At 35.3% G+C, this 19,628-nt stretch carries 24 protein-coding genes and 1 riboswitch; of the genes, 10 read left to right on the top strand and 14 right to left on the bottom strand.

Annotated features, from left to right (window positions below):
• Positions 1 to 12: 12 nt before the first annotated feature.
• Positions 13 to 138: a hypothetical protein gene (locus tag MOC86_RS06950; protein WP_268583452.1), complete on the top strand. Its 126-nt coding sequence runs from the start codon at positions 13 to 15 to the stop codon at positions 136 to 138.
• Between the two features lie 115 nt (positions 139 to 253).
• On the opposite strand, the gene MOC86_RS06945 is transcribed toward MOC86_RS06950, so the two are convergent.
• The 8 genes from MOC86_RS06945 to MOC86_RS06910 form a co-directional block, all read right to left on the bottom strand.
• Positions 254 to 1,153, bottom strand: coding sequence for a hypothetical protein (locus tag MOC86_RS06945; protein ID WP_268583448.1), 900 nt, complete (start codon positions 1,151 to 1,153; stop codon positions 254 to 256).
• A gap of 244 nt (positions 1,154 to 1,397) precedes the next feature.
• Positions 1,398 to 1,952 carry a L,D-transpeptidase gene (locus MOC86_RS06940; protein ID WP_268583447.1) on the bottom strand — a complete coding sequence of 185 codons (555 nt, stop codon included), beginning with the start codon at positions 1,950 to 1,952 and terminating at the stop codon, positions 1,398 to 1,400.
• Positions 1,953 to 2,133: 181 nt separating this feature from the next.
• On the bottom strand, positions 2,134 to 2,337 hold the full coding sequence (locus tag MOC86_RS06935; RefSeq protein WP_268583446.1) for a hypothetical protein: 204 nt from the start codon (positions 2,335 to 2,337) through the stop codon (positions 2,134 to 2,136).
• A 317-nt stretch (positions 2,338 to 2,654) separates the two neighbouring features.
• On the bottom strand, positions 2,655 to 2,780 hold the full coding sequence (locus tag MOC86_RS06930) for a hypothetical protein (RefSeq protein ID WP_419146610.1): 126 nt from the start codon (positions 2,778 to 2,780) through the stop codon (positions 2,655 to 2,657).
• Positions 2,781 to 3,000: 220 nt separating this feature from the next.
• Complete coding sequence (locus MOC86_RS06925) at positions 3,001 to 3,510, bottom strand: hypothetical protein (protein WP_268583445.1); 510 nt, start codon at positions 3,508 to 3,510, stop codon at positions 3,001 to 3,003.
• A 166-nt stretch (positions 3,511 to 3,676) separates the two neighbouring features.
• Positions 3,677 to 4,081, bottom strand: a complete 405-nt coding sequence (locus MOC86_RS06920; protein WP_268583444.1) for a hypothetical protein — start codon at positions 4,079 to 4,081, stop codon at positions 3,677 to 3,679.
• Between the two features lie 4 nt (positions 4,082 to 4,085).
• On the bottom strand, positions 4,086 to 5,270 hold the full coding sequence (locus tag MOC86_RS06915; protein ID WP_268583443.1) for a ParM/StbA family protein: 1,185 nt from the start codon (positions 5,268 to 5,270) through the stop codon (positions 4,086 to 4,088).
• Between the two features lie 216 nt (positions 5,271 to 5,486).
• Entirely contained in the window at positions 5,487 to 6,065 is a 579-nt protein-coding gene (locus MOC86_RS06910) for a DUF3967 domain-containing protein (protein WP_268583442.1), read from the bottom strand.
• 212 nt (positions 6,066 to 6,277) lie between these two features.
• Between MOC86_RS06910 and MOC86_RS06905 the strand changes: the two genes are divergently transcribed.
• Together MOC86_RS06905 and MOC86_RS06900 are read left to right on the top strand one after the other, a co-directional pair.
• Entirely contained in the window at positions 6,278 to 6,457 is a 180-nt protein-coding gene (locus MOC86_RS06905) for a hypothetical protein (RefSeq protein ID WP_268583440.1), read from the top strand.
• 803 nt (positions 6,458 to 7,260) lie between these two features.
• Entirely contained in the window at positions 7,261 to 7,521 is a 261-nt protein-coding gene (locus MOC86_RS06900) for a hypothetical protein (protein WP_268583438.1), read from the top strand.
• A 461-nt stretch (positions 7,522 to 7,982) separates the two neighbouring features.
• Here the strand turns inward: MOC86_RS06900 and MOC86_RS06895 are convergent, their stop codons facing one another.
• From MOC86_RS06895 to MOC86_RS06875, 5 genes are all read right to left on the bottom strand, one after another.
• Entirely contained in the window at positions 7,983 to 8,360 is a 378-nt protein-coding gene (locus MOC86_RS06895) for a hypothetical protein (protein ID WP_268583437.1), read from the bottom strand.
• A 189-nt stretch (positions 8,361 to 8,549) separates the two neighbouring features.
• Complete coding sequence (locus tag MOC86_RS06890; RefSeq protein ID WP_268583435.1) at positions 8,550 to 9,551, bottom strand: HTH domain-containing protein; 1,002 nt, start codon at positions 9,549 to 9,551, stop codon at positions 8,550 to 8,552.
• Positions 9,552 to 10,009: 458 nt separating this feature from the next.
• Entirely contained in the window at positions 10,010 to 10,582 is a 573-nt protein-coding gene (locus MOC86_RS06885; protein WP_268583433.1) for a replication-relaxation family protein, read from the bottom strand.
• The gene (locus tag MOC86_RS06880; RefSeq protein ID WP_268583431.1) at positions 10,566 to 11,732 is read right to left on the bottom strand and encodes an FtsK/SpoIIIE domain-containing protein; all 1,167 of its coding nucleotides are present in this window, start codon (positions 11,730 to 11,732) and stop codon (positions 10,566 to 10,568) included. The genes MOC86_RS06885 and MOC86_RS06880 overlap by 17 nt, the downstream gene beginning before the upstream one ends.
• Before the next feature lie 120 nt (positions 11,733 to 11,852).
• Positions 11,853 to 12,029 carry a hypothetical protein gene (locus MOC86_RS06875; RefSeq protein WP_172463462.1) on the bottom strand — a complete coding sequence of 59 codons (177 nt, stop codon included), beginning with the start codon at positions 12,027 to 12,029 and terminating at the stop codon, positions 11,853 to 11,855.
• A gap of 163 nt (positions 12,030 to 12,192) precedes the next feature.
• Between MOC86_RS06875 and MOC86_RS06870 the strand changes: the two genes are divergently transcribed.
• Both MOC86_RS06870 and MOC86_RS06865 read left to right on the top strand, forming a co-directional pair.
• On the top strand, positions 12,193 to 12,405 hold the full coding sequence (locus tag MOC86_RS06870; protein WP_268583428.1) for a helix-turn-helix transcriptional regulator: 213 nt from the start codon (positions 12,193 to 12,195) through the stop codon (positions 12,403 to 12,405).
• A gap of 253 nt (positions 12,406 to 12,658) precedes the next feature.
• Positions 12,659 to 12,859, top strand: a complete 201-nt coding sequence (locus tag MOC86_RS06865) for an IDEAL domain-containing protein (protein ID WP_268583426.1) — start codon at positions 12,659 to 12,661, stop codon at positions 12,857 to 12,859.
• A gap of 271 nt (positions 12,860 to 13,130) precedes the next feature.
• Here MOC86_RS06865 and MOC86_RS06860 read toward each other — a convergent pair whose 3' ends face one another.
• Complete coding sequence (locus MOC86_RS06860; protein WP_268583424.1) at positions 13,131 to 14,534, bottom strand: amino acid permease; 1,404 nt, start codon at positions 14,532 to 14,534, stop codon at positions 13,131 to 13,133.
• Positions 14,535 to 14,978: 444 nt separating this feature from the next.
• A riboswitch (glycine riboswitch) is annotated at positions 14,979 to 15,085 on the top strand.
• 216 nt (positions 15,086 to 15,301) lie between these two features.
• Here MOC86_RS06860 and glyA point away from each other — a divergent pair.
• From glyA to gcvH, 5 genes are all read left to right on the top strand, one after another.
• Positions 15,302 to 16,552 (top strand): serine hydroxymethyltransferase, encoded by a 1,251-nt coding sequence (gene glyA / locus MOC86_RS06855; protein WP_268583423.1) that lies wholly within the window; start codon positions 15,302 to 15,304, stop codon positions 16,550 to 16,552.
• Between the two features lie 18 nt (positions 16,553 to 16,570).
• Positions 16,571 to 17,083, top strand: coding sequence for a serine dehydratase beta chain (locus MOC86_RS06850; protein ID WP_268583422.1), 513 nt, complete (start codon positions 16,571 to 16,573; stop codon positions 17,081 to 17,083).
• Positions 17,083 to 17,964, top strand: a complete 882-nt coding sequence (sdaAA, locus tag MOC86_RS06845; RefSeq protein WP_268583451.1) for an L-serine ammonia-lyase, iron-sulfur-dependent, subunit alpha — start codon at positions 17,083 to 17,085, stop codon at positions 17,962 to 17,964. Before MOC86_RS06850 ends, sdaAA begins: the two co-directional genes overlap by 1 nt.
• A gap of 14 nt (positions 17,965 to 17,978) precedes the next feature.
• Complete coding sequence (gene gcvT / locus MOC86_RS06840; protein ID WP_268583421.1) at positions 17,979 to 19,094, top strand: glycine cleavage system aminomethyltransferase GcvT; 1,116 nt, start codon at positions 17,979 to 17,981, stop codon at positions 19,092 to 19,094.
• Between the two features lie 137 nt (positions 19,095 to 19,231).
• Positions 19,232 to 19,627 carry a glycine cleavage system protein GcvH gene (gcvH, locus tag MOC86_RS06835; RefSeq protein WP_268583420.1) on the top strand — a complete coding sequence of 132 codons (396 nt, stop codon included), beginning with the start codon at positions 19,232 to 19,234 and terminating at the stop codon, positions 19,625 to 19,627.
• Position 19,628 lies beyond the last annotated feature (1 nt).

Below are 19,628 nucleotides of genomic sequence, written 5' to 3'. Positions count from 1 at the left end.
AAAAAAACTTGTATGATTACGGGAGAAGTATCGGAAGATAACATGGTATTTGGAAATGGTCAAGTGGTACTCAGTCAAGAAGGATTAGATATTCTTTCTCAAGAATTGAAGGAAAAGGGAATTAACATCCTAAAATAGATAACAAAGAGAAATAAGAACGTATATCAAGAATTACAGGCCCGAATTTTGCATTTATCTTTTGTTTTGCGGATAATCCTCCACTAAATGCAAAATTCGTGGACCTTTTAGTATGTTATGAAAATGGTTTTCTATCTATACAAAACATATCAAATCCTACTTTTCTTAACTGAGCTTTCCCCTCAGAAAACCTCCATTGTTCACTCCACTCTTTGAAGAAGGAAATAAGTTTAGTTTCCCATTTTCGAGGAATTAACCTTATAAGGGTATGGAATTGTTTTTTATACTGAAGTACTTTTATATAATCTTCTTTAAAAGATTGTTGCTGCTTTTTCCAAACCCTTATCATTTCAAAATTAAGATTACCATGCGATTCAAATTTATCAGGGCGATAGATGGGGTAATACCATAAGTAAGTGCCTTTGTAGGTAATATCACTACTATAATCACTATAGCCACTATAATCCTGAGTTCTATCCCAATTTAAGTCGTTGGATTTTAGATAGTAGTTAAATTCTGCTTCTAACGCTTTAAATTGCTGATAAGCCTTATATATTGCAGGATTTTTTTTGGCACGCGTAACAACAGCATAAATAGTGGGTGATCCTGTTACTTTTGCCCAAAGCGTACGATGTGTACCATCTCCATATACAGCATAAAAATCATCATCTATAAAATGTATCAATCTAACAGGCGAACGTTTATAATACTGATGGAATTCTTCAAGTGATTCTTTTTCTAAATGTTCATAAGCTCTGTGGCAACGAAGTACATCGATATTATCCGTTCCATGATAACAAGCGTGGTCAAACCATGATATACCGTCAGTCCCTCTGAAACCCAAACTTTTAATTTTAGAAAGAGGAACATGTTCGTAATTTTTTTCTTCTTCTTTAATCACATCATAATACCATTCATATGGATACTCGCTTATATTAAGGGTTTCTTTCATTTCTAAAATATGAGATTCAAGCACTCCTTTTTCTAACAATGTTTTATAAAGTACATCTTTCATAATCCACATCCTCCCATATATTTTTATTATTGTTAGAATATTAACACAACTTGAATTGTTTGTTAATTCAGTTTGATAACGATCTTTTTTGAATATGATAGGCGAACGAATTATGCATGTATATTTTGTTTTGTGGGTAATCACTAAATGAAAGATTCGAGCTTTTTAATACGTGATTTTCATTACTTATATCCCGTTCATAAACCCAAAAAAGGATCCACTCTCGAAGTGGATCCCTTTTGCATTAGTTCTTCGTATTATATCCTTTAAAATCGTACCCATAAACTGTTGTTAACTCCTCAAAACTTCTATAAGAGTATGTGATATTAACGGGCGTTCCCACTTGTACTTTATCATAAAGCTTTTCAACATCTGCATTATGCATTCGAACGCAACCTAAGCTGACATATTTTCCAATACTGCTTTCATTGTTATTTCCATGAATGCCATACGTATCACCATAAGTTCCATTGACGTTTAAACCTAACCAACGTTTTCCTAATGGATTGCGAGGATCTCCTCCTGGAATCTTCCCAGTATAGTATGGTCGATTTTTAATCTTATTAACGACTTTATAAAATCCAACCGGTGTTTTATCCCACGTCTTCCCTGTTGCAACAGGCACCACCATTTCAAGGTATCTATTATGATAATACGCTAGTTTAATAAAATACTTGTTGATAATGATGAGATCCTGATTTGCTGTGTTACTCGCTGCCTCCGTTTTATCTGCTGTCATTCCACTTAGCAGGACCATAAACAAAGCCAAAACAGTCATCGTTTTAAATAATTTCTTCATAGAATTCATTCTCCTCTATTGCTTATTTTTTATATAAAACAAACAAGCACCTCTCCTTTAGAAAGATGCTTGCTCATTAAAACACGTTAAATTGAAATTTTGATAAAAAGAGTGATCTTTAGTTGCCAAAAACCGAAAAAAATGGGTAAAACGGTTGCAAAGAGCAGCTGTAAAGAAATCTTTATTTTTTAGTTGCCACTTTCACCTTAATATTGGCCAAATGTAAAAGCTTGGCTTCTTCTTTTTGTAAAGATTGCGTAGGGATCTTCTTCACCCAGGCTTTTTTCACCCCGTAACCATTCCATCTAAAACCATTTTCCTTCAAGTAATCTCGGTGATCGTAACAATTAGAAACACATAGATAATAATACGACTCGATTTTCATTGTATTGGCCTGCTCTAAGGAGTTGTATTTGTAACCCCGATTCTTTAATTTGTCCTTGATCGAAAACGATTGGTAAACTTTCACCACACACCAATCCTTTTTATACTCTTGGGTTGAAATGTGACAATTTGGATACACTCTTCTTCCTTCCCATCTTTCCTTTACAACTCTTCGATTTCTCCTACCATATTCTCGATGCTGCCATGTGATTTTTCTAAAGACTCCGCATTCAGTTCCATAAATTGAGAACACTTTCAAATCATTTTAATGTTCTTATCAATAAGATTTTCTAGATGCCGTTCTCGCCTCGTTTGTTCTCAAAAAAAGACCAGCATTTCAAGCTGACCTTTCAAAAATTCTTGTCGTGAAATTCCTTTTACTTTTGCCATTTCATCAATCTTTTTCACTGAAACTAGATCTACATTTCTCACTTTAATCTCCATTTCATTCATCCTCTCTCAAAATTCAGTGCTCTACACCCAAAAAGAGAGAAGAGCATAAGGGGTTTTTGCCCCCACCGAGGTGTGAGGTTAGGCAGAGCCTAACAAAACAGTGGGTACAAAGAAAAGCGCCAAACGTCCCCTCAAATTAGGGTGGGGTCCCCTCAGCGTCCCCTCATTTTTTCGTGAAGTCCCCTCAACGTCCCCCCAGGTTTTCACAAGTTCAAGCTAAATATTGCTCTTTTTCATTTAACTTTTTGAGCTTTTCCTTTAACATTTTCTTCTCATTTTTATAGAGACTAATGCTTTCTTTTTTCATCCGACCCTCATCTTCTTTGAGTGAAATGTGAGCTTCCGTTTCAGCTTTTTCCGTCTCAATTTGATACTCCATATCGGCTTTTAATTCGCCAATCTCTTTTCGTAAAGCTCTCTGATTTTTCACCTCCACTCCAATCGCTTTTTCATAGGATTTCATTTTCTTTTTCACTTCTTTTTGCTGAATCTTGACCACTAATAACCCGTAAGCTTGCATATTCTTAGATGACTTTTCGGGACTCGTAGGTGTTTTCGTTTGATCGGAAGAGATGGTCTGAACAAGTTCATCTTCTGGTTCTTTCTCCTCTGTTTTTGCTTTACTTCTCTCGCCATCTACACCTTCTGCTGCCATCAACTTTCGATACAGATCAAGCGCAAAAACTTCCCCATATAAAGATAATTGTTTTAACCACCCCACGTCCCTGATATAAAACTTTAATCCGGCAGTTTATCCTTGAATGAACTTTTTTCAGTCCTTAAAAGGAAACATCTCTCCATTTTAATTGCTCAACTTTTTATCTTATCTCTCTATAAAAAATAGCCCTCACATGATGTGAGGGCTATACTCTATTCCCTAAAAGTTATCAAAAAATCGATTTCGGGTTAACCTCTTGATAATTGACTTTACTTTTGGCTTCTAATTTATTTGATTCTTCACTTACTGGACGTTCTTCTTGTACAAAAGAAGACGGTTTCTCCGGGATGGACGAATCTTTTCTTGGAGATCCTCCTGAAAGGACACCCTCTTTTACCGTTAAAGCGTCTTTTCCTCTAAGGGCCTCTAAAATGAACATATCTCGACTCATTTCTTTATCGACATGATGATCCAAAACACTATCCGTCCCATGCAATTCAATGATATGGTACACCATTTTTCGTAAAGAGAGCGCAATATTATCTTGATTCTCAAACCACTCGTAAAACTCATCGGTTTCATTGCTTTTGAACTTCCAGTTGTACTGTGTTTTTCTCTTTTTTTCAGTCATCATATCCTTACATCACCACAGTTTCTTTGTATTCTTCCGTAAATAGCATGTTGCGATTTAAGATATCTAATCCTTTCACGTTCATATCAACTGCGTATTGTTCAGGGATCCAAAGAACTTTCGCATCCACAGAATCCGCAAATTCTTTCAAGAATTTATACATATCCTCTTTAAATTCAATGGATCCTCCACCATAACAAGCTAGATATTCCGGTTCACTTGATAATGTCGTTGTATATTTACGTTCTACATCATCTAAAATGAAATCAACTTGATTGATACGGGCCTCACGTAAATAATGAACAGCTAAATCATGATCTTTTGGATACTCATCTGGTCGCTCGATGTATTTCGCAAACTGTTGTCGGTTAATATTTAACCCTTTTCGATCTTCTTTCATGAGTTGAATCGCTTCTTCAACAGCATGGCCCACTCCGCGTCTTTCTCCTGTACACTGCTCAGGTTGTGGATTTACTCCTACTGAATAAATGTACTCCGTTGTTCCACTTCCAATATCAATATGCATAATCTTCGAATTCATAAAATATGAACCATCTACCTTTTTCAATCCATATTCTTTAGAAAACTCTTTAAACATATCATTTGGTGCTTCAAAAATGGCATATAATGCAGGAATACCTTCTTTTGTGACTTTTACTTGTGAGAAGTTTAATTCTACGGTTACTTGCTCTTGGCCAACATACACAATCACCACATGAGAAGTCTCCATGAAACGTTCCTCTAACTGTTTTGCTGTCTCCACATTATGTTGACTTGCCGGAATGGCACTACTCATACCAACTTCTGCTTTTAAAGATTGAGGAAGTTCCCCTTTTTCTTCAAAGTGTTTTTGTACCACTCTTGCCGCAGCATAACCTAACGTATTAATTAAAGGTAAATCACTGCTATGTTTCTCATGAACCGCAATATCCATATTGCTTACGCCTTCTGTGGTTTGAATTGCTCGTTCTCCAATCATATATAACCCATCACGACGAATGGATGAGCTTGAAATATGAACAAGTAATTGGTCAATAAGGTTCGTTACATTCTTTTTCACATCATTTTCGTGAACGGAAGGTTTTCGGTTAATTCGTTTATACGCACTTGGAACTTTCACGACATTTTTCATGCCTGGTTCAAGAATCTTCATTTTGTCATTTCCAATATCATTAGCAAGGATTAATTTCATTAACAAATCCCACTCCTTATATATAATATATGTATATTATAGCATATATTATATATTTTTATAACATTTATTATATAAATAATAAATAAAAAAGATGTATTAACTGTAATTTATACAATTAATACATCTATATTGTTATAATATATATATAAAATAAGCATAATTATTATTGTTAAATTTGATTTTTTTATATACTTTATATAATTTTTATATTTATTATCTCCAAAATTCCCACCACTTCTTTTGAAGTGCCTTCCTATTCTCCTCTAAAGATGTAGCAATTACCTTTTTAGTTTCTTTTATTTCTTTCATTGCATCAAGGAGTAGCTTATCTCTGTTTTCAATTTTCTCTTTTTCTAACAAACTGGTATCTTCTAAATGCTCAACCTTTCTTATGAGTTCTTGATTTTGCAGAAGAACTTTTTCATTCTGATCTAAGACAGCTTTCATCTGAGCTTGCATAGCAGCTATAGCTTCAGACATATCTTCCACATCAGACATAACAGACATATCACCGTATGATCCTCTAGATATATCTGCGATATCTACCATATCTGACATGTTAGAAAGAGCTCGTTGTACAGCTTTTTCTAGAGTCATATTCTTTTGTTTTTTAATTTGGATTATCTCTTTAAATATAGATACTTCCTCTTTATCATACATTAAAGCTCCTTGGTTACTTCTTGAAAATGTATAACCTTGTTTTTCAATTAAAAAACTGTATTTACGAATTGTAGATGCAGCAACACCTACAGCTTGGGAAACATCTTCGACCTTTAATAATATATCAGACATATCAGTTACACCTCCTATATCTTACTGATATGTCTAGTATATCTTGTAGCTATATTTGTTGCTACTACTGATATATAAATCTCTAATAAGTTTCGTTTTAAACTAACATATAATTAGATAAGGTTAAATGTTGCTTTAATTCCTACATACTAAAACGTTAAAGTGAGAAAATAACAATTATTCAATTAAATCAAGGAAGGGGACTAAAACAAATGGGGGAAAGAATTGGGCGAATTTTAAAATTAAATATAAATGATAATGAAATTAATCAAATGGATAGTAAATACTCGTTATCAGTTCCAAATCAGGATTTATATGATTTTAAAGGTGGGGGATGGATTAATCCTAATTTATCATGGTTAGTGAATTTTAAAAATATGGGGGAAAATTGATAATTCATTACATAGTATCGAAAAACGGGGACTTAAATACTATATAAAATCTTTCTAAATTGATCAAGGTGGCGAAAAAAAACTAAGAAAAAGGTTTGAATATCTTTGTCTTACATCTTCATGGATCAATAAGGGAACAAAGGATGAATTAAATGTTTTTTATAATGATAAGTTAATTTATAGTTTTGATAATCCTACTTCATTTAATTTTTTAAATAAAAAATATACTACCCTATATAAATTTCTGCTCCATTTAAGTCACCAAAATCCAACTTAAGTTCACCCTTGTTTTTCAATTAAGATGCTGTATTTATGAATTGTAGATGCAGCAATACCTACAACTTGGGAGACATCTTCGACTTTTAATAATATATCAGACATATCAGTTACACCTTATATATCTTACTGATATGTCTAGTATATCTTGTAGACATGTTTGGTTCTACTACTGATATATAAATTTTTAATTAATTAACTTTGTTTTAAACTAATCTGTAATTAGATATAGGTAAATGTCGTTTTTATTTATATGTACTAAAATGTTAAAGTAAAAAAACAATCATTCAATGAAACAAAAGAAGGAGGCTTAATTAAATGTGGAGATGAACTAAGCGAAGCAGTTTGCGAAACTACAAGAATATATTAATTCCAACTTAGAAGCACAAGCTCAACAAATAATCAGTATAGCTCGTGACATTCAAAAAATTAAGAAGACGCTCTCGAGAAATTCCTAGTAAAAGTTTTAGTGATATGTCTGATATGTCTTGTTAATAGCGATCAAAATATTATAGGGGGAATTTTAGATGTCTAAGTATAAAATGGGAGATGAACTTTCATTAGATGACATTATGGAGTCTGGAAAGGATTTTTCCACTTTTGAACTAAAGGGTTACAAAATTGAAGGGAATACAGCGATACATCCTGAAACACAAGAAGCTATTCTTCTGCAAGATATATTAGATAAAATTAGAAATGTGCGAAATGAACAAGAAAAAATTATAGCAAAGAGGAAGAACCCATCCGATCCATTAAGTGCCGTTCTAGCTATTAATAAAAAAAGATAAGGCTCATCACATCATAATTTAAATGATAACAATACTTTTACATAAGAACACCTTACGGAATCGTTATATAGAATTTCTAGGGAGCCATTTCACGGCTTCTTTTTTATTTTGCTGCCGTTGTTTATGATTAATCAAAAATACGTCACAAATACACATTTTAAATAAATAAAAAAGAGTATGAAACAATTTGGCCGTTTCTTAATAATAAACCATCACTTAAAATAATTAGATTTAGCTAAGTTATCTAGAAATTCAGTTATACGCCAGTGACTTCTTCTCCTCAGTTTAAAATAACGTATGTTAAGCAATGAGAGCGAGTCTCGGAGTAATCTTCGAGCATCAATTAATGCTTCTAATACCTTTAGTTCATCAAATATTCTTTCAAAATCATTTGGATTTATAACTCTAAAGTGGCCAATGAACTTCTCTTTATAAGTCACATCAATATCTATGCCTTTTTCTCAGGAGTCTTTTTCTGTAGTCAAATCCAAAACTAAATTTGAAACCCGATTTATCAGTAATTGAAGTTCTTTTTCCAAACGATCTTTTTCTTCTATTTCCATTTGTTTTCGTCTTTTTTTCTCTTCAAACAACTCTGTTTTGAATTCATGGGGTGTTACAAGAACTTTTATTGTTTCCATACCGATAATTTTTGCTAAGATTGTACGGTGACTGCCTCCGCCCCCAACATAGTATTCATCTCGATTATCATAGTAATCTACCTTAATTTCTTCATGCAGGTATTCGGTCAGGAAATAAATTGCTGGTTGGGGAAACATCCTGATTGCATAGTTGGCGAAACATGGCTTCTCGATTACCTTTTTCCATATCACATACATACTACCTTCCTGTAATTTAAATGACAATAAGCATTAAGTGCCGTGTCGCTTTTAGGGAGGTGCTACCTGTTAGATAAGTGCACCTGATAATGGAATAAATTAAATACAGAATTCTAACCAATCATTTTTATAATTTATTAAACTTTATTTTACATTCACAGTAACTTAGAAAATTTAAGTCACCAATGATTATGCGTACTGGGCTAAAATAGCTTTCATTCTCGCCATTTCTTCTTCCTCAGACTCTATATATACGTTTTCTTCACTTTCTTTTGTTTCTTCTTTCTCCTGTTGTGCCTGGAACCAATCCGGGAGCATTTCTTTACGCACAATTTTACGAGGGGTTACAACTACAGACTCTTCTTTATCTTTGTTATCTGCTGTTTGCACAAGTTCATTAAATTTATTTAAAGCAATACGATACACTAACTTACATTGCTCTTCAAAGCTCATAGAACGCGTTTTTATGTATGTAAATAAAGTATGAATAGATTCATAAGCAATCGAGTGAATATCCTTTTTAGAAAGAGTCATAGATACAGACTGACATACTTTTTGAGAAGCCACACGTACACGTAAATAAAGATTTCTTAAAGAGTCTTTAAACACATCTTTAAAGGTTTGATTAATTAGTTTAGGGACTCCTTTGATAAAAGGAATCGTGTTATACATACAATGATTTTTAATATAATGATTTTCAGGTAAAGAATAGGTAGAAACTTTTTTAGCCTCTTCACCCTTACTCCCACAAGGGATTTCAGCATTATCAGCTTGGACATCAGCTTGGACATCAAAGCCAAAATAGGTTTTCCAGTGTGCAAAGCAAGGGTGATTCACAAAGAAATAAACAGCAGCGCCTCGACCATTATGTTTAGAAGAAGAACGATGAGCCTTCACGATCTTTCCAGCTTCCTCTAATGTTTTCATGACACGACGAATGGTACGAGCAGAAACATCGTGTTTCTCAGCAAAATAAGTATCTTTCGCATAAACAAAGCCTTTATCTGTTGCTAGGAAGCAAATCATATCAATGGCGTCTCGTGTTTCTGGTTTTAAACGAGCATATGAATCTCCAAATACAGATTCTATAATACTTAATAATTTATACTTCATTTGTTTCTGTTCATTTTGGGTTCTCGTATAAGATTCATAGTTTTGCATACGGGCAAAATCATCACTGAAAATTAACATATTTTCTCTCCTCTTTTCTGTAGGAAAAGAAAAAGGGTGTGTTTACCGTTTAAAAATTCGGTAAACACACCCTTTACGAAAGAGAGTACAATAAACCCTTGCAATAGTTAAAGTTTTGCTGTAAAATGCAGATAGAAACTTTAACTATGTGAACAAGGTTTGAGGTAAGTGTTTACCGTGGTCATGTCACGGTGAGCCGTCATAGGATGCGTCCAACATCACTATGATTGCCTTGAACCTTTTTTCTATTCCGAACTGTCTAATTGCTGTTATTATAGCAAACTCTACCAATGTGCACAATGTATATTCGACCTATTTTTATAGATTTCCCTTAAATGAGTCATTATTTTTTTGTTTAAATATTATCTTTTAGAACATAGTTCTAAAAGATAAATAGTGCCTCATAAGGGCTGCCTGATTGTAATTTGTCCATATTATAATTTATACCGTTTGTACGTTTATAAAAAATAATTTTCAAAATCCTCTGTCGTTAAAATTTCCGCATTGACTTTATATTCCTGACACCAGCTTAGAATTCTTTCTTTTCTCACTGGAGTGGTCGTATAGAAGATGAGTAGGGCTTGCTGTTCTCCTAGGGCTTGAAAGAGGGAGCTATACAACCTAATTTTCTTCTTATTTTCGAGCATCTTCTGTTTGAGATCCACTTCCACAAAGCAAATGACACCATGAAGGGAAAAGCGAGCATCACTAATGAGCTTATAGGTTTCTCCCTGGATCCTCCATTCATTCGGTCGTTCCACTTTCCAATCCTTCGGACATCCATAATACAAGTAAATATCATTCCGTCTCACTTTATGTTCTAACTGTGTTAAATGAGGTTTGTTCTTCTCCGATCCAATATGTTGACGACCTTTCTTAGACAAATAATAGACGTTTTCATGAAGACGCTTGTGATTTAAAAAGGGACTCATATTATAGAGAACACGATTGGCATTGCGTACACTCTTCAACTGAAAGAGAAATTGCAATTGAGACCGACTCATGCACTCCAACTTATCCAAGGTGTACATAATCTTCTCCTGTCTCGTTTGGCATAACTGTTTGTTTTGCAATTTCATACCCTCCAATCCGTTTCCAGATTTCCTCATGATTGAGGTAGGGGACTTGCACTTCTTTCACTTCATGCGTTTTAATCAACGCACGCCCTTTGATATCTGAAGGTAAGGTTTCGGCTCCATAAGCATCAAGGGCTACCTTAGACGCATAATCACTTCCTAGACGAAAACTAATCTTTAAATCCGCATTTTGCTTGATAGAGCCATTCAATACATTCGAGGTAGGGTATTGGGTTCCATACACCAATCGAACGCCCAGAGCGCCTCCTAGGCGTGCTATTTCGCTGAGTATCGATTGACACTGGGTTAACGTCTTCTTTTCTTCTTTCTCCATAAATTTTTCAGGTGTCAGTTGTGCGGCTTCATCAATCAAAACAAACAGACGTTGAGAGAGGGGAGTGTCCACAATATTCGACCATCCTTGACGCTTAAAAAGGGCCATTCGTTCGTTCATGTCTTTCTGTACCTGTTTCAAGGCATATAAGGCCTCTATGGGATTACTGGCTATACGTTTGACTTGTTGTAGGTTCTTATATCGGTCAAACTCTAATCCGCCCTTTAAATCGATAATGATGAATTGGGCATCTCTGGGATGATGTTCAATAAGATACGTCATCATGACTTTCATCATGACGGTTTTTCCAAAACGAGTCGTACCAGAAATGGTTGTATGAGGTGTATGATCAAAATGATGAAAGTGCCATCCTTGACGGTTTTTCCCTAAAGGAACTACCCATCCTTTTCTATAAGGAACATCTTGGTATGCCACATAAGAAGGCATTTTACTTTTGGAGATTTCAATGATGAGCCATTTCTTAAAAGATACGTTCACTTCTTGATCTAAAGTTACGGATAAAATCTGTTGTAACGTTCGCAATATTTTTTCTTCTAATGCTAAAGATGTGCGATAAATGAGCTTAATTTGTTTTGTACTTTTACACTCTCGAACAAGTTGAGGATATCGATTGTTTTTCCCTTCTTTTATACAAATGTGATACTGTTCAAAGATCCGTTGAACAGTTTGATGTTCCTCACTAGATGTATTCTTTCCAAACCACAAAGCAGCCGCACTCGTTACAATTGGAATTGCCATAAGCTCCCACATCGTTTTCACTCCTTCTTTTTATCTTTTATAGATAGTTCCATAAAAAAGGAAGCTTCCAAATGCCTTTATTACAGAAATAAACCTATTCCTTTTTCTCTTCTAGCCTGGTCGGAACTCTGGTCATAAGAAAGGAAGGAAAGAAGACAACGTATATAAAAAATAGAGCAAGCTCCCCAAGATACCAACATTCATTCCAACCTGCATGACCACTCTTACTTTTTCTTTATCGACCCATCCTTTTCTCTCTGCATAGATCACCGTAAACAACACTAGGCTTGTTCCCAGGACTGTAACCATATAGATCTCCTCCTAAGTTGGTATAGTGGAGTGTATGTTGTATGGCTTGTTCGACTTACCTTGTCTAACAAAAAAATCGGGGAATCATGAAAAGTTTATGTATAATCTCTGAACAAAATGGGCATAGATGGGAATATGAAAACATAAGATAGAGGTGTGAACGATGGGAAAGAAGAGGAACAAATTAAAAACTTGGTTAACTGTAGAAGGGCGGACTCAGGAATGGTTAGCCAAGAACTCTAAAGTTTCAAGACACACAATTAGTGATATTTGCACGGGAAAACATCATCCTAGCATTCCTACGGTAAAAAAAATTATGACAGTTATTAAAAAGGTTCAGAAGGATGCAAAGGCAGAAGACTTTTTTGATATCTAGAATTATAGATTGGAATATTGTCGTGAAAAAGCGAATAGTTATATGTCATAAATATACTTAAGACCGCCTTATACACTATGAATACTGGGCGGTCTTTGTTATGGGTATTCTTATGATTTCAAAAAGCTCAAGCCTTTGTCTATAGCCTTAAGGATATATGACATTAAAAATTTTATCTATTAATCTCGTATTAAAAGAGTGTAAAAGGGGAATACTTTTTACCAAAGAGAACAGATAAAGGGGTTGACGTTGGATGGAAAATAACGTTTCTAATGAAATGAACCAAGTTGAAATAAATATACATGACGAGGTAGTAGCTGAATTATTTTTGAAACAAGTTGTGAAGGATTTCAAAAAAGGTAAGATCCTTGAGGAAATTGACCAATCATTAAAAAATAAAGATAAAGAAACTTTTTTACGCTTAACGAAAGAACTTCAATCGGTTTCTTCATAAGAGTCTATTATTATACAAAAGACTCTTCAAATAACATATTACTTCATATCTAAAAAATAAGAACTTCAACCCTGAATCAGTATCTCTCGCCATTCTCTAAAGGCTAGGGTAAGCATAGGTAGAACTTCACTAACCTTCATATAGCAAATAAAAAATAAACCCTTTGCTTAGCACTAGCAAAGGGTTTCTACATATGGAGAAATACATTGGGATAAATAAAAGTTACTAATAGGGAAAACCTTTATAAAGTCAAGTAAGGTTTATATCAAGACTATTTAATCTTAGATATATCATCCTCAACGATATTAGAATTGATAGCTTTTTTTCGTGTAACGTTTGTTTTAATTATATAGAGAATGACCACAACAATCACACTAAATATACTTAATACTAACTGGGATTGAGTCTCGGAGTTAAAGCCCATAGTTCCAATAATCATAGTGATTGCAATAATTGATGCAATGGTCACATAAGGATAACCCCACATACGAAATTTAAGACGATGAGGCATTTCATTCTCAATCTTTTTACGAAGAATTAACTGGGAAATGGCGATCAGTAAGTATACAAAGAGAGCAATTGCTCCTGAAGAATTTAATAAGAATTGAAATACTGTATCTGGGGATATAAAAGACATAATTACAGATAAAAAGCCAAATATAGTACATGTAAGAATTGCCTTTAAGGGAACTCCTCGTTTCGTAACATTAAGCATCCATTTTGGGGTATCTCCCTTATTACCTAAAGCGAACAACATTCGAGATGCAGTATACAGCCCTGAGTTTAAACAAGAGAGAACTGCTGTAACGACAACTAGATTCATAATTACGTCAGCACCAGGTATACCAATGACTTTAAGGGCGTTAACGTAGGGGTTTTTAAGTGCTACGGCATTATTCCATGGAATAATAGTTACAATTAAAAAGACGGATCCTACATAAAACATTAAAATACGGATGATAACAGAATTTACAGCCTTCACCACGGCCTTTTCTGATTCATCGGATTCTGCTGCCGCAATAGTTACAATTTCAGAACCAACAAAAGAAAAAATAATAGTCGCTATAGCGACAAATACCGCACCTGTACCAACTGGTGCAAACCCACCATGCGTCGTCAAATTAGAGAAATTCATTGTAGTACCAGGTAATAGGCCTAAAACATACGCCCCACCAACTAAGAGAAATAAAGTAATTGTAACAACTTTAATCAATGAAAACCAATATTCAAATTCACCGTAAGCTTTAACCGAGAAGAGATTAGTTAACGTTAACGCTAATAAAAGGATTAAATTTAATATCCAAAGTGGAGTATTAGGGAATATCCAATCTTGTAGTATTGTAGCACCTGCAATTGCTTCTACAGCAATAACAATAACCCAGAAGTACCAGTATAACCAACCAACTGTAAAACCTGCCCAATTTCCAAGAGCCTCTCGGCCGTAATCTGAAAACGAACCTAGACTAGGCTTTGCTACAACCATTTCTCCTAGCATCCTCATAATAAGAATAACTAAGATTCCAGCCATTAAGGCTGTAAGGACTGCTGATGGTCCAGTATCCTGGATGATAGCACCACTGCCTACGAACAGGCCTGCACCGATAGAACCTCCAAACGCAATCATCATCATGTGACGCATTCGAAGAGTCTTCTGTAATTTTTCTTTTTGATTCATATGAAATAGCTCCTTTATATAAATTATTAATAACTTGGATGCCAAATTCCTTTGTCGATATCTTTGAATAATTAAGCCGTACCATGTCCAACTACACCAGCTCCGATAATAACAACTGTCTTGCCTTTCATAACTCCAATTCCAACTCCTTCTTGTTAACTAAATGTTAAATCTTGTCGATGGACTTATTATATTTTTAATATTTTGTATTTTCAAAATGTTTTGTGAAGTTTCTTGACACTTTTTTTTAGCGTTTTGATATTAGGGAGGTCCCTTACTTAAAGTACATCTTAACTGAGCAAAGATAAACAAATAATCCTTATTGTCCCTTACAGTATACTTTTGGTCACTATGTGTTATAAAAGTGCTTACTTTTTTTTGTTTAAATTCTAATTCATAATAAATTTTAATATTACAAATTATAAATTCACTTTATACAAGCGGATGATAATTGTGGGAGAGACCGAAAAAGATTAATTCGGCACCGAAGGAGCAAACCTCAAAAAATCCTTGGGGTATAAACTCTCAGGTAAAAAGACTGCAATTGGACGCACCTCTGGAGAGAGCTGAAGAGCCACCAAAGGGGAACTCTTCTGTCTAAAACATTTTTAAAAAAGTTATTCTTCTTAAAATGTTTTAACAGGAGGTAATCTCTCAGGTAAAAAGGACAGAGGAAGGGTAAGATTGATATCTTGCCCTTCCTCTGTCTTTTTATTAGGGAAGGTAAACAGATATAAAGTTTTAGAAAAATTAAAGGAGGTCTGTATATGAGTCTACAAAACTTTGACCATGAAATTTTTACTGCTATTAAAGACGAAAGAACCAGACAATTAAACACCTTGGAGTTAATTGCATCGGAAAATTTTGTGAGCAATGAAGTTATGGAAGCAATGGGGTCCGTTTTTACCAATAAATATGCAGAAGGTTATCCAGGAAAGCGTTACTACGGGGGCTGCGACTTTGTGGACATAGCAGAACAAAAAGCGATTGAACGTTTAACGGGTTTGTTTGAAGTAAAGTTTGCAAATGTACAACCGCATTCTGGAGCTCAAGCAAACCTAGCAGTTCTTTATGCTCTACTCCAACCTGGAGATAAAGTGATGGGAATGAACCTTTCTCATGGAGGGCATCTCACTCATGGTAGTCCAGTGAGTATCTCAGGAAAATGGTTTGAAGTAGTGGCCTATGGAGTGAGAGAAGATACTCATCTAATTGATTATGATGAATTAGAAACAATTGCGAAGAAAGAAAAACCAAAATTAATTATTGCAGGAACCAGCGCTTATCCACGAACGATTGATTTTGCTCGATTTAAATCCATCGCCGACCAAATTGGTGCAAAATTGATGGTGGATATGGCTCATATTGCTGGACTTATAGCAGCTGGTTTTCACCCATCGCCTATTCCATATGCAGATGTTGTGACCAGTACCACCCATAAAACATTACGCGGACCGCGCGGTGGCATTATTTTAACCAATGACGAAGAAATGATCAAAAAGATTAATAAAGCTGTGTTTCCTGGAATTCAAGGTGGCCCCCTTATGCATATTATTGCAGCAAAGGCAGTGTCTTTTAAAGAAGCCTTACAACCTGATTTTAAAGATTATGCTAGGCAGATTATTAAAAATGCGGAAATGCTAGGTGAAACATTAAAAAAAGAAGGGGCAACACTTATCTCTGATGGAACCGATAATCATATTGTCCTTTTAGATGTGCGTCCATGGAACTTAACGGGAAAAGAAGCAGAGAAATTACTAGAGAAAGCGGAAATTACTGTTAATAAAAACACAATTCCATACGATCCTGAAAGCCTGTTTGTGACAAGTGGAATACGTATGGGAACAGCTGCATTAACAACACGTGGCATGAGGCAGGAAGAAATGATTAAAATTGGTAAAACAATTGCGGCTGTTCTTAGAAGTAAAGGAGATCCAATCATCTTAAAACAAGCAAAAGAAACAATAAGAAAAATTTGTGAGGGATATCCATTATTTCAACAGTCCGTGACTGTTTAAAAAAGGAGTATCATTATTATGGAATTTCAAAGTTGTTTTGACATTATTGGTCCAATCATGGTAGGACCGTCTAGTTCTCATACAGCAGGCGTTGTATCAATTGGAAACTTCACTCACCAACTATTAGACGGTTGTCCAGAAAAGGCAATAATCATTTTCTATGATTCCTTTGCTGAAACCTACCAAGGTCATGGAACAGATAAGGCATTACTTGGTGGACTACTAGGAATGGATACAGATGATTCTAAGATTAAATATTCTACTGATCTAACTAAACAATATGGAATGTCTTATGAAATTCAGCTTGAAGATCGTTGTCCATATTTTGAACACCCAAACACAACAGTTGTTACGGCAAAGCAAGGGGATTACGTAGTAAAAGTAGGGGGTGTATCACTTGGCGGCGGTTTATCTAAAATCTTTATGATTAACGAAGAGATAGTAGATATTCGTCTAAGCGCTGGAGATGACTTTGCAGCCCTTGCGAATCGTTGTCAGTCAAGAAGGAATTTAATGGTGAAGCCACTATGATGAAAATTCGGTCCATGGTAGATCTTATTCAGGCTTGTGAAAGTGAAGAAAAAACAATTGGTGAAATGATGCTGTTGATGGAAGCGAAAAAGTCAGGAAAAGGCAAAGAAACCATTATTGGCATGATGGAAGAGCGATTAATCAAAATGAAGGAGGCTATTGATAACGGGATAAAAGATGACTCAACTGCACCAAGTAGTCTCTCTGGTGGGGATGCTGTAAGAATGAATGGCTACATGAATCAGGGGAAACCTCTGTCAGGACAATATATAAGCCATGCGATGACTTTTTCATTAGCGACATCTGAAAGCAATGCGCGAATGGGGGTCATTGTGGCTACCCCAACAGCTGGAGCAGCCGGCGTTTTACCAGGAGTATTGTTTTCCCTTCATAAAAATGATGGCACTTCCTATAAAGATTTAATCATGGGCTTGTTTACGGCCAGTATGCTTGGTTATGTAATTGCTAACCGTTCCTTTATTTCAGGAGCCGCGGGAGGTTGCCAGGCAGAGGTCGGTTCGGCCACAGCCATGGCAGCCGGCACAATCGTTGAATTAAAAGGCGGAACACCCAAACAAGCCGTAAATGCAACAGCTATTGCCATGAAATCACTATTAGGCTTAGTATGCGATCCAGTCGCAGGACTTGTTGAAGTGCCTTGCATTAAGCGAAATGTTATGGGCACCTCGATTGCTTTCTCGGCTGCTGATTTAGCCCTTGCTGGTATTGAAAGCCGCATACCATGCGATGAAGTCATTGAAGCTATGTATAAGGTCGGAAAAGATATGCCTAGAACTCTTCGAGAAACTGCACTTGGGGGTCTTGCGATGACCGAGACAGGTAAAAAGGCAAAAGAAAGATTATTTCGTAAAAAAACTTAAAGCGAGGTGTAATCATGATTATAGAAACAGCATTAAAGAGAACGCCACTTTTTCCTATATATAAAAAGCATGGCGCAAAGGTTATTAATTTTGGGGGTTGGGAGCTTCCTGTACATTTTTCAAGTATCTTAGAAGAACATGAAGCTGTCCGAAAGGAAGCAGGACTCTTTGATGTCTCCCATATGGGAGAAGTGCTCGTTACAGGAAAAAATGCAGAAAGTTATATTAATTACCTTGTAACAAACGATGTAACAAAACTTAGTATCAATCAAGCTCTATATACAGCTATGTGTTATCCAGACAGCGGTACGATCGATGACTTGCTTGTTTACAAGTTGGCGAATGAAAAATATTTACTCGTTATCAATGCAGCAAATATTAAAAAAGATGTCGAGTGGATGGAGCAACATGTAAGAGGAGAAGTGACTCTTCAAAATATGTCAAGTGATATTGCGCAGCTCGCTATCCAGGGGCCAAAGGCCGAAGTCATCTTAAAAAAGTTAACGGAAACCGACCTAAAGAAAATTAGTTTTTTCCATTTTGCTCAACATGTCAATCTGGATGGGATTGCAGACGTCCTCGTATCCCGTACAGGTTACACAGGGGAGGACGGATTTGAACTTTATTTACCAGCAGATAAGGTAGAAGCCCTGTGGGAGAAGCTTCTGAAAGAAGGAAAAGAAGATGGATTAAAACCATGTGGACTTGGTGCGCGTGACACTCTTCGTTTTGAAGCGAGGCTTGCGTTATACGGGCAAGAGCTCACAAGTGATATCAGTCCCCTTGAAGCAGGAATTGGTTTTGCCGTCAAAACGAACAAAGAAAGTCATTTTATTGGCAAAGATATCCTTATAGTTCAAAGAGAAGGAGGAATAAAACGAAAATTAGTAGGAGTTGAAATAACAGGTAGAGGTATTCCTCGTAATGGTTACAAAGTATTCACAAATGATGGAAAAGAAATTGGTTTTATTACATCTGGAACTCATTCTCCTTCTTTAAAGAAAAACTTAGGACTTGCGCTAATATCGGCAGAACATACAGAAATAGGAACGAAACTAAAAGTTGACATTCGCAATAAAATGGTTGATGGCATTATAGTAAAAGCACCTTTTCACACAAAAAAACTATGAGATTTTTCTTAGACTATTAGAAGAATATACTGTACTTAGAAATAGATAATATTAAATCAACTCTATCTAGAGGGAGGATCATAAAGAAGTTTACATCTAATTATCTAAATATTCCGTTAAATAAAAAGGAGAAAAAAATGACAAAATCGATATTCAACTTGCTATATAGCAAGGAACATGAGTGGGTTTTACAATTAGATAAAAATCGAGTACGTATTGGTATTTCTGATTATGCTCAAAGACAATTAGGGGACATCGTCTTTGTTGAAAACCCAGAAGTGAACGATAAGGTAACAGCCAATGAATCAATAGGAACAATCGAGTCTGTTAAAACAGCTTCTGAAATTTATGCACCTGTTTCTGGAACGATTATTCGTGTAAATGAGGAGCTACAAGACGCATCTGAAATAATGAACGAACAACCATATGAAGCAGGATGGTTAGTAGAAATAGAATTATCAAGTTCAGGGGAATTACAAGCACTTTTAAATGAAGAAGAATATCAAATATTTATAAATGAAGGAGGAGAGTGAA

This window comes from Priestia endophytica, from assembly GCF_026790145.1.
Classification (GTDB): Bacteria; Bacillota; Bacilli; order Bacillales; family Bacillaceae_H; genus Bacillus_I; species Bacillus_I endophytica_A.
This window is presented reverse-complemented; position numbering and strand designations above follow the sequence as displayed.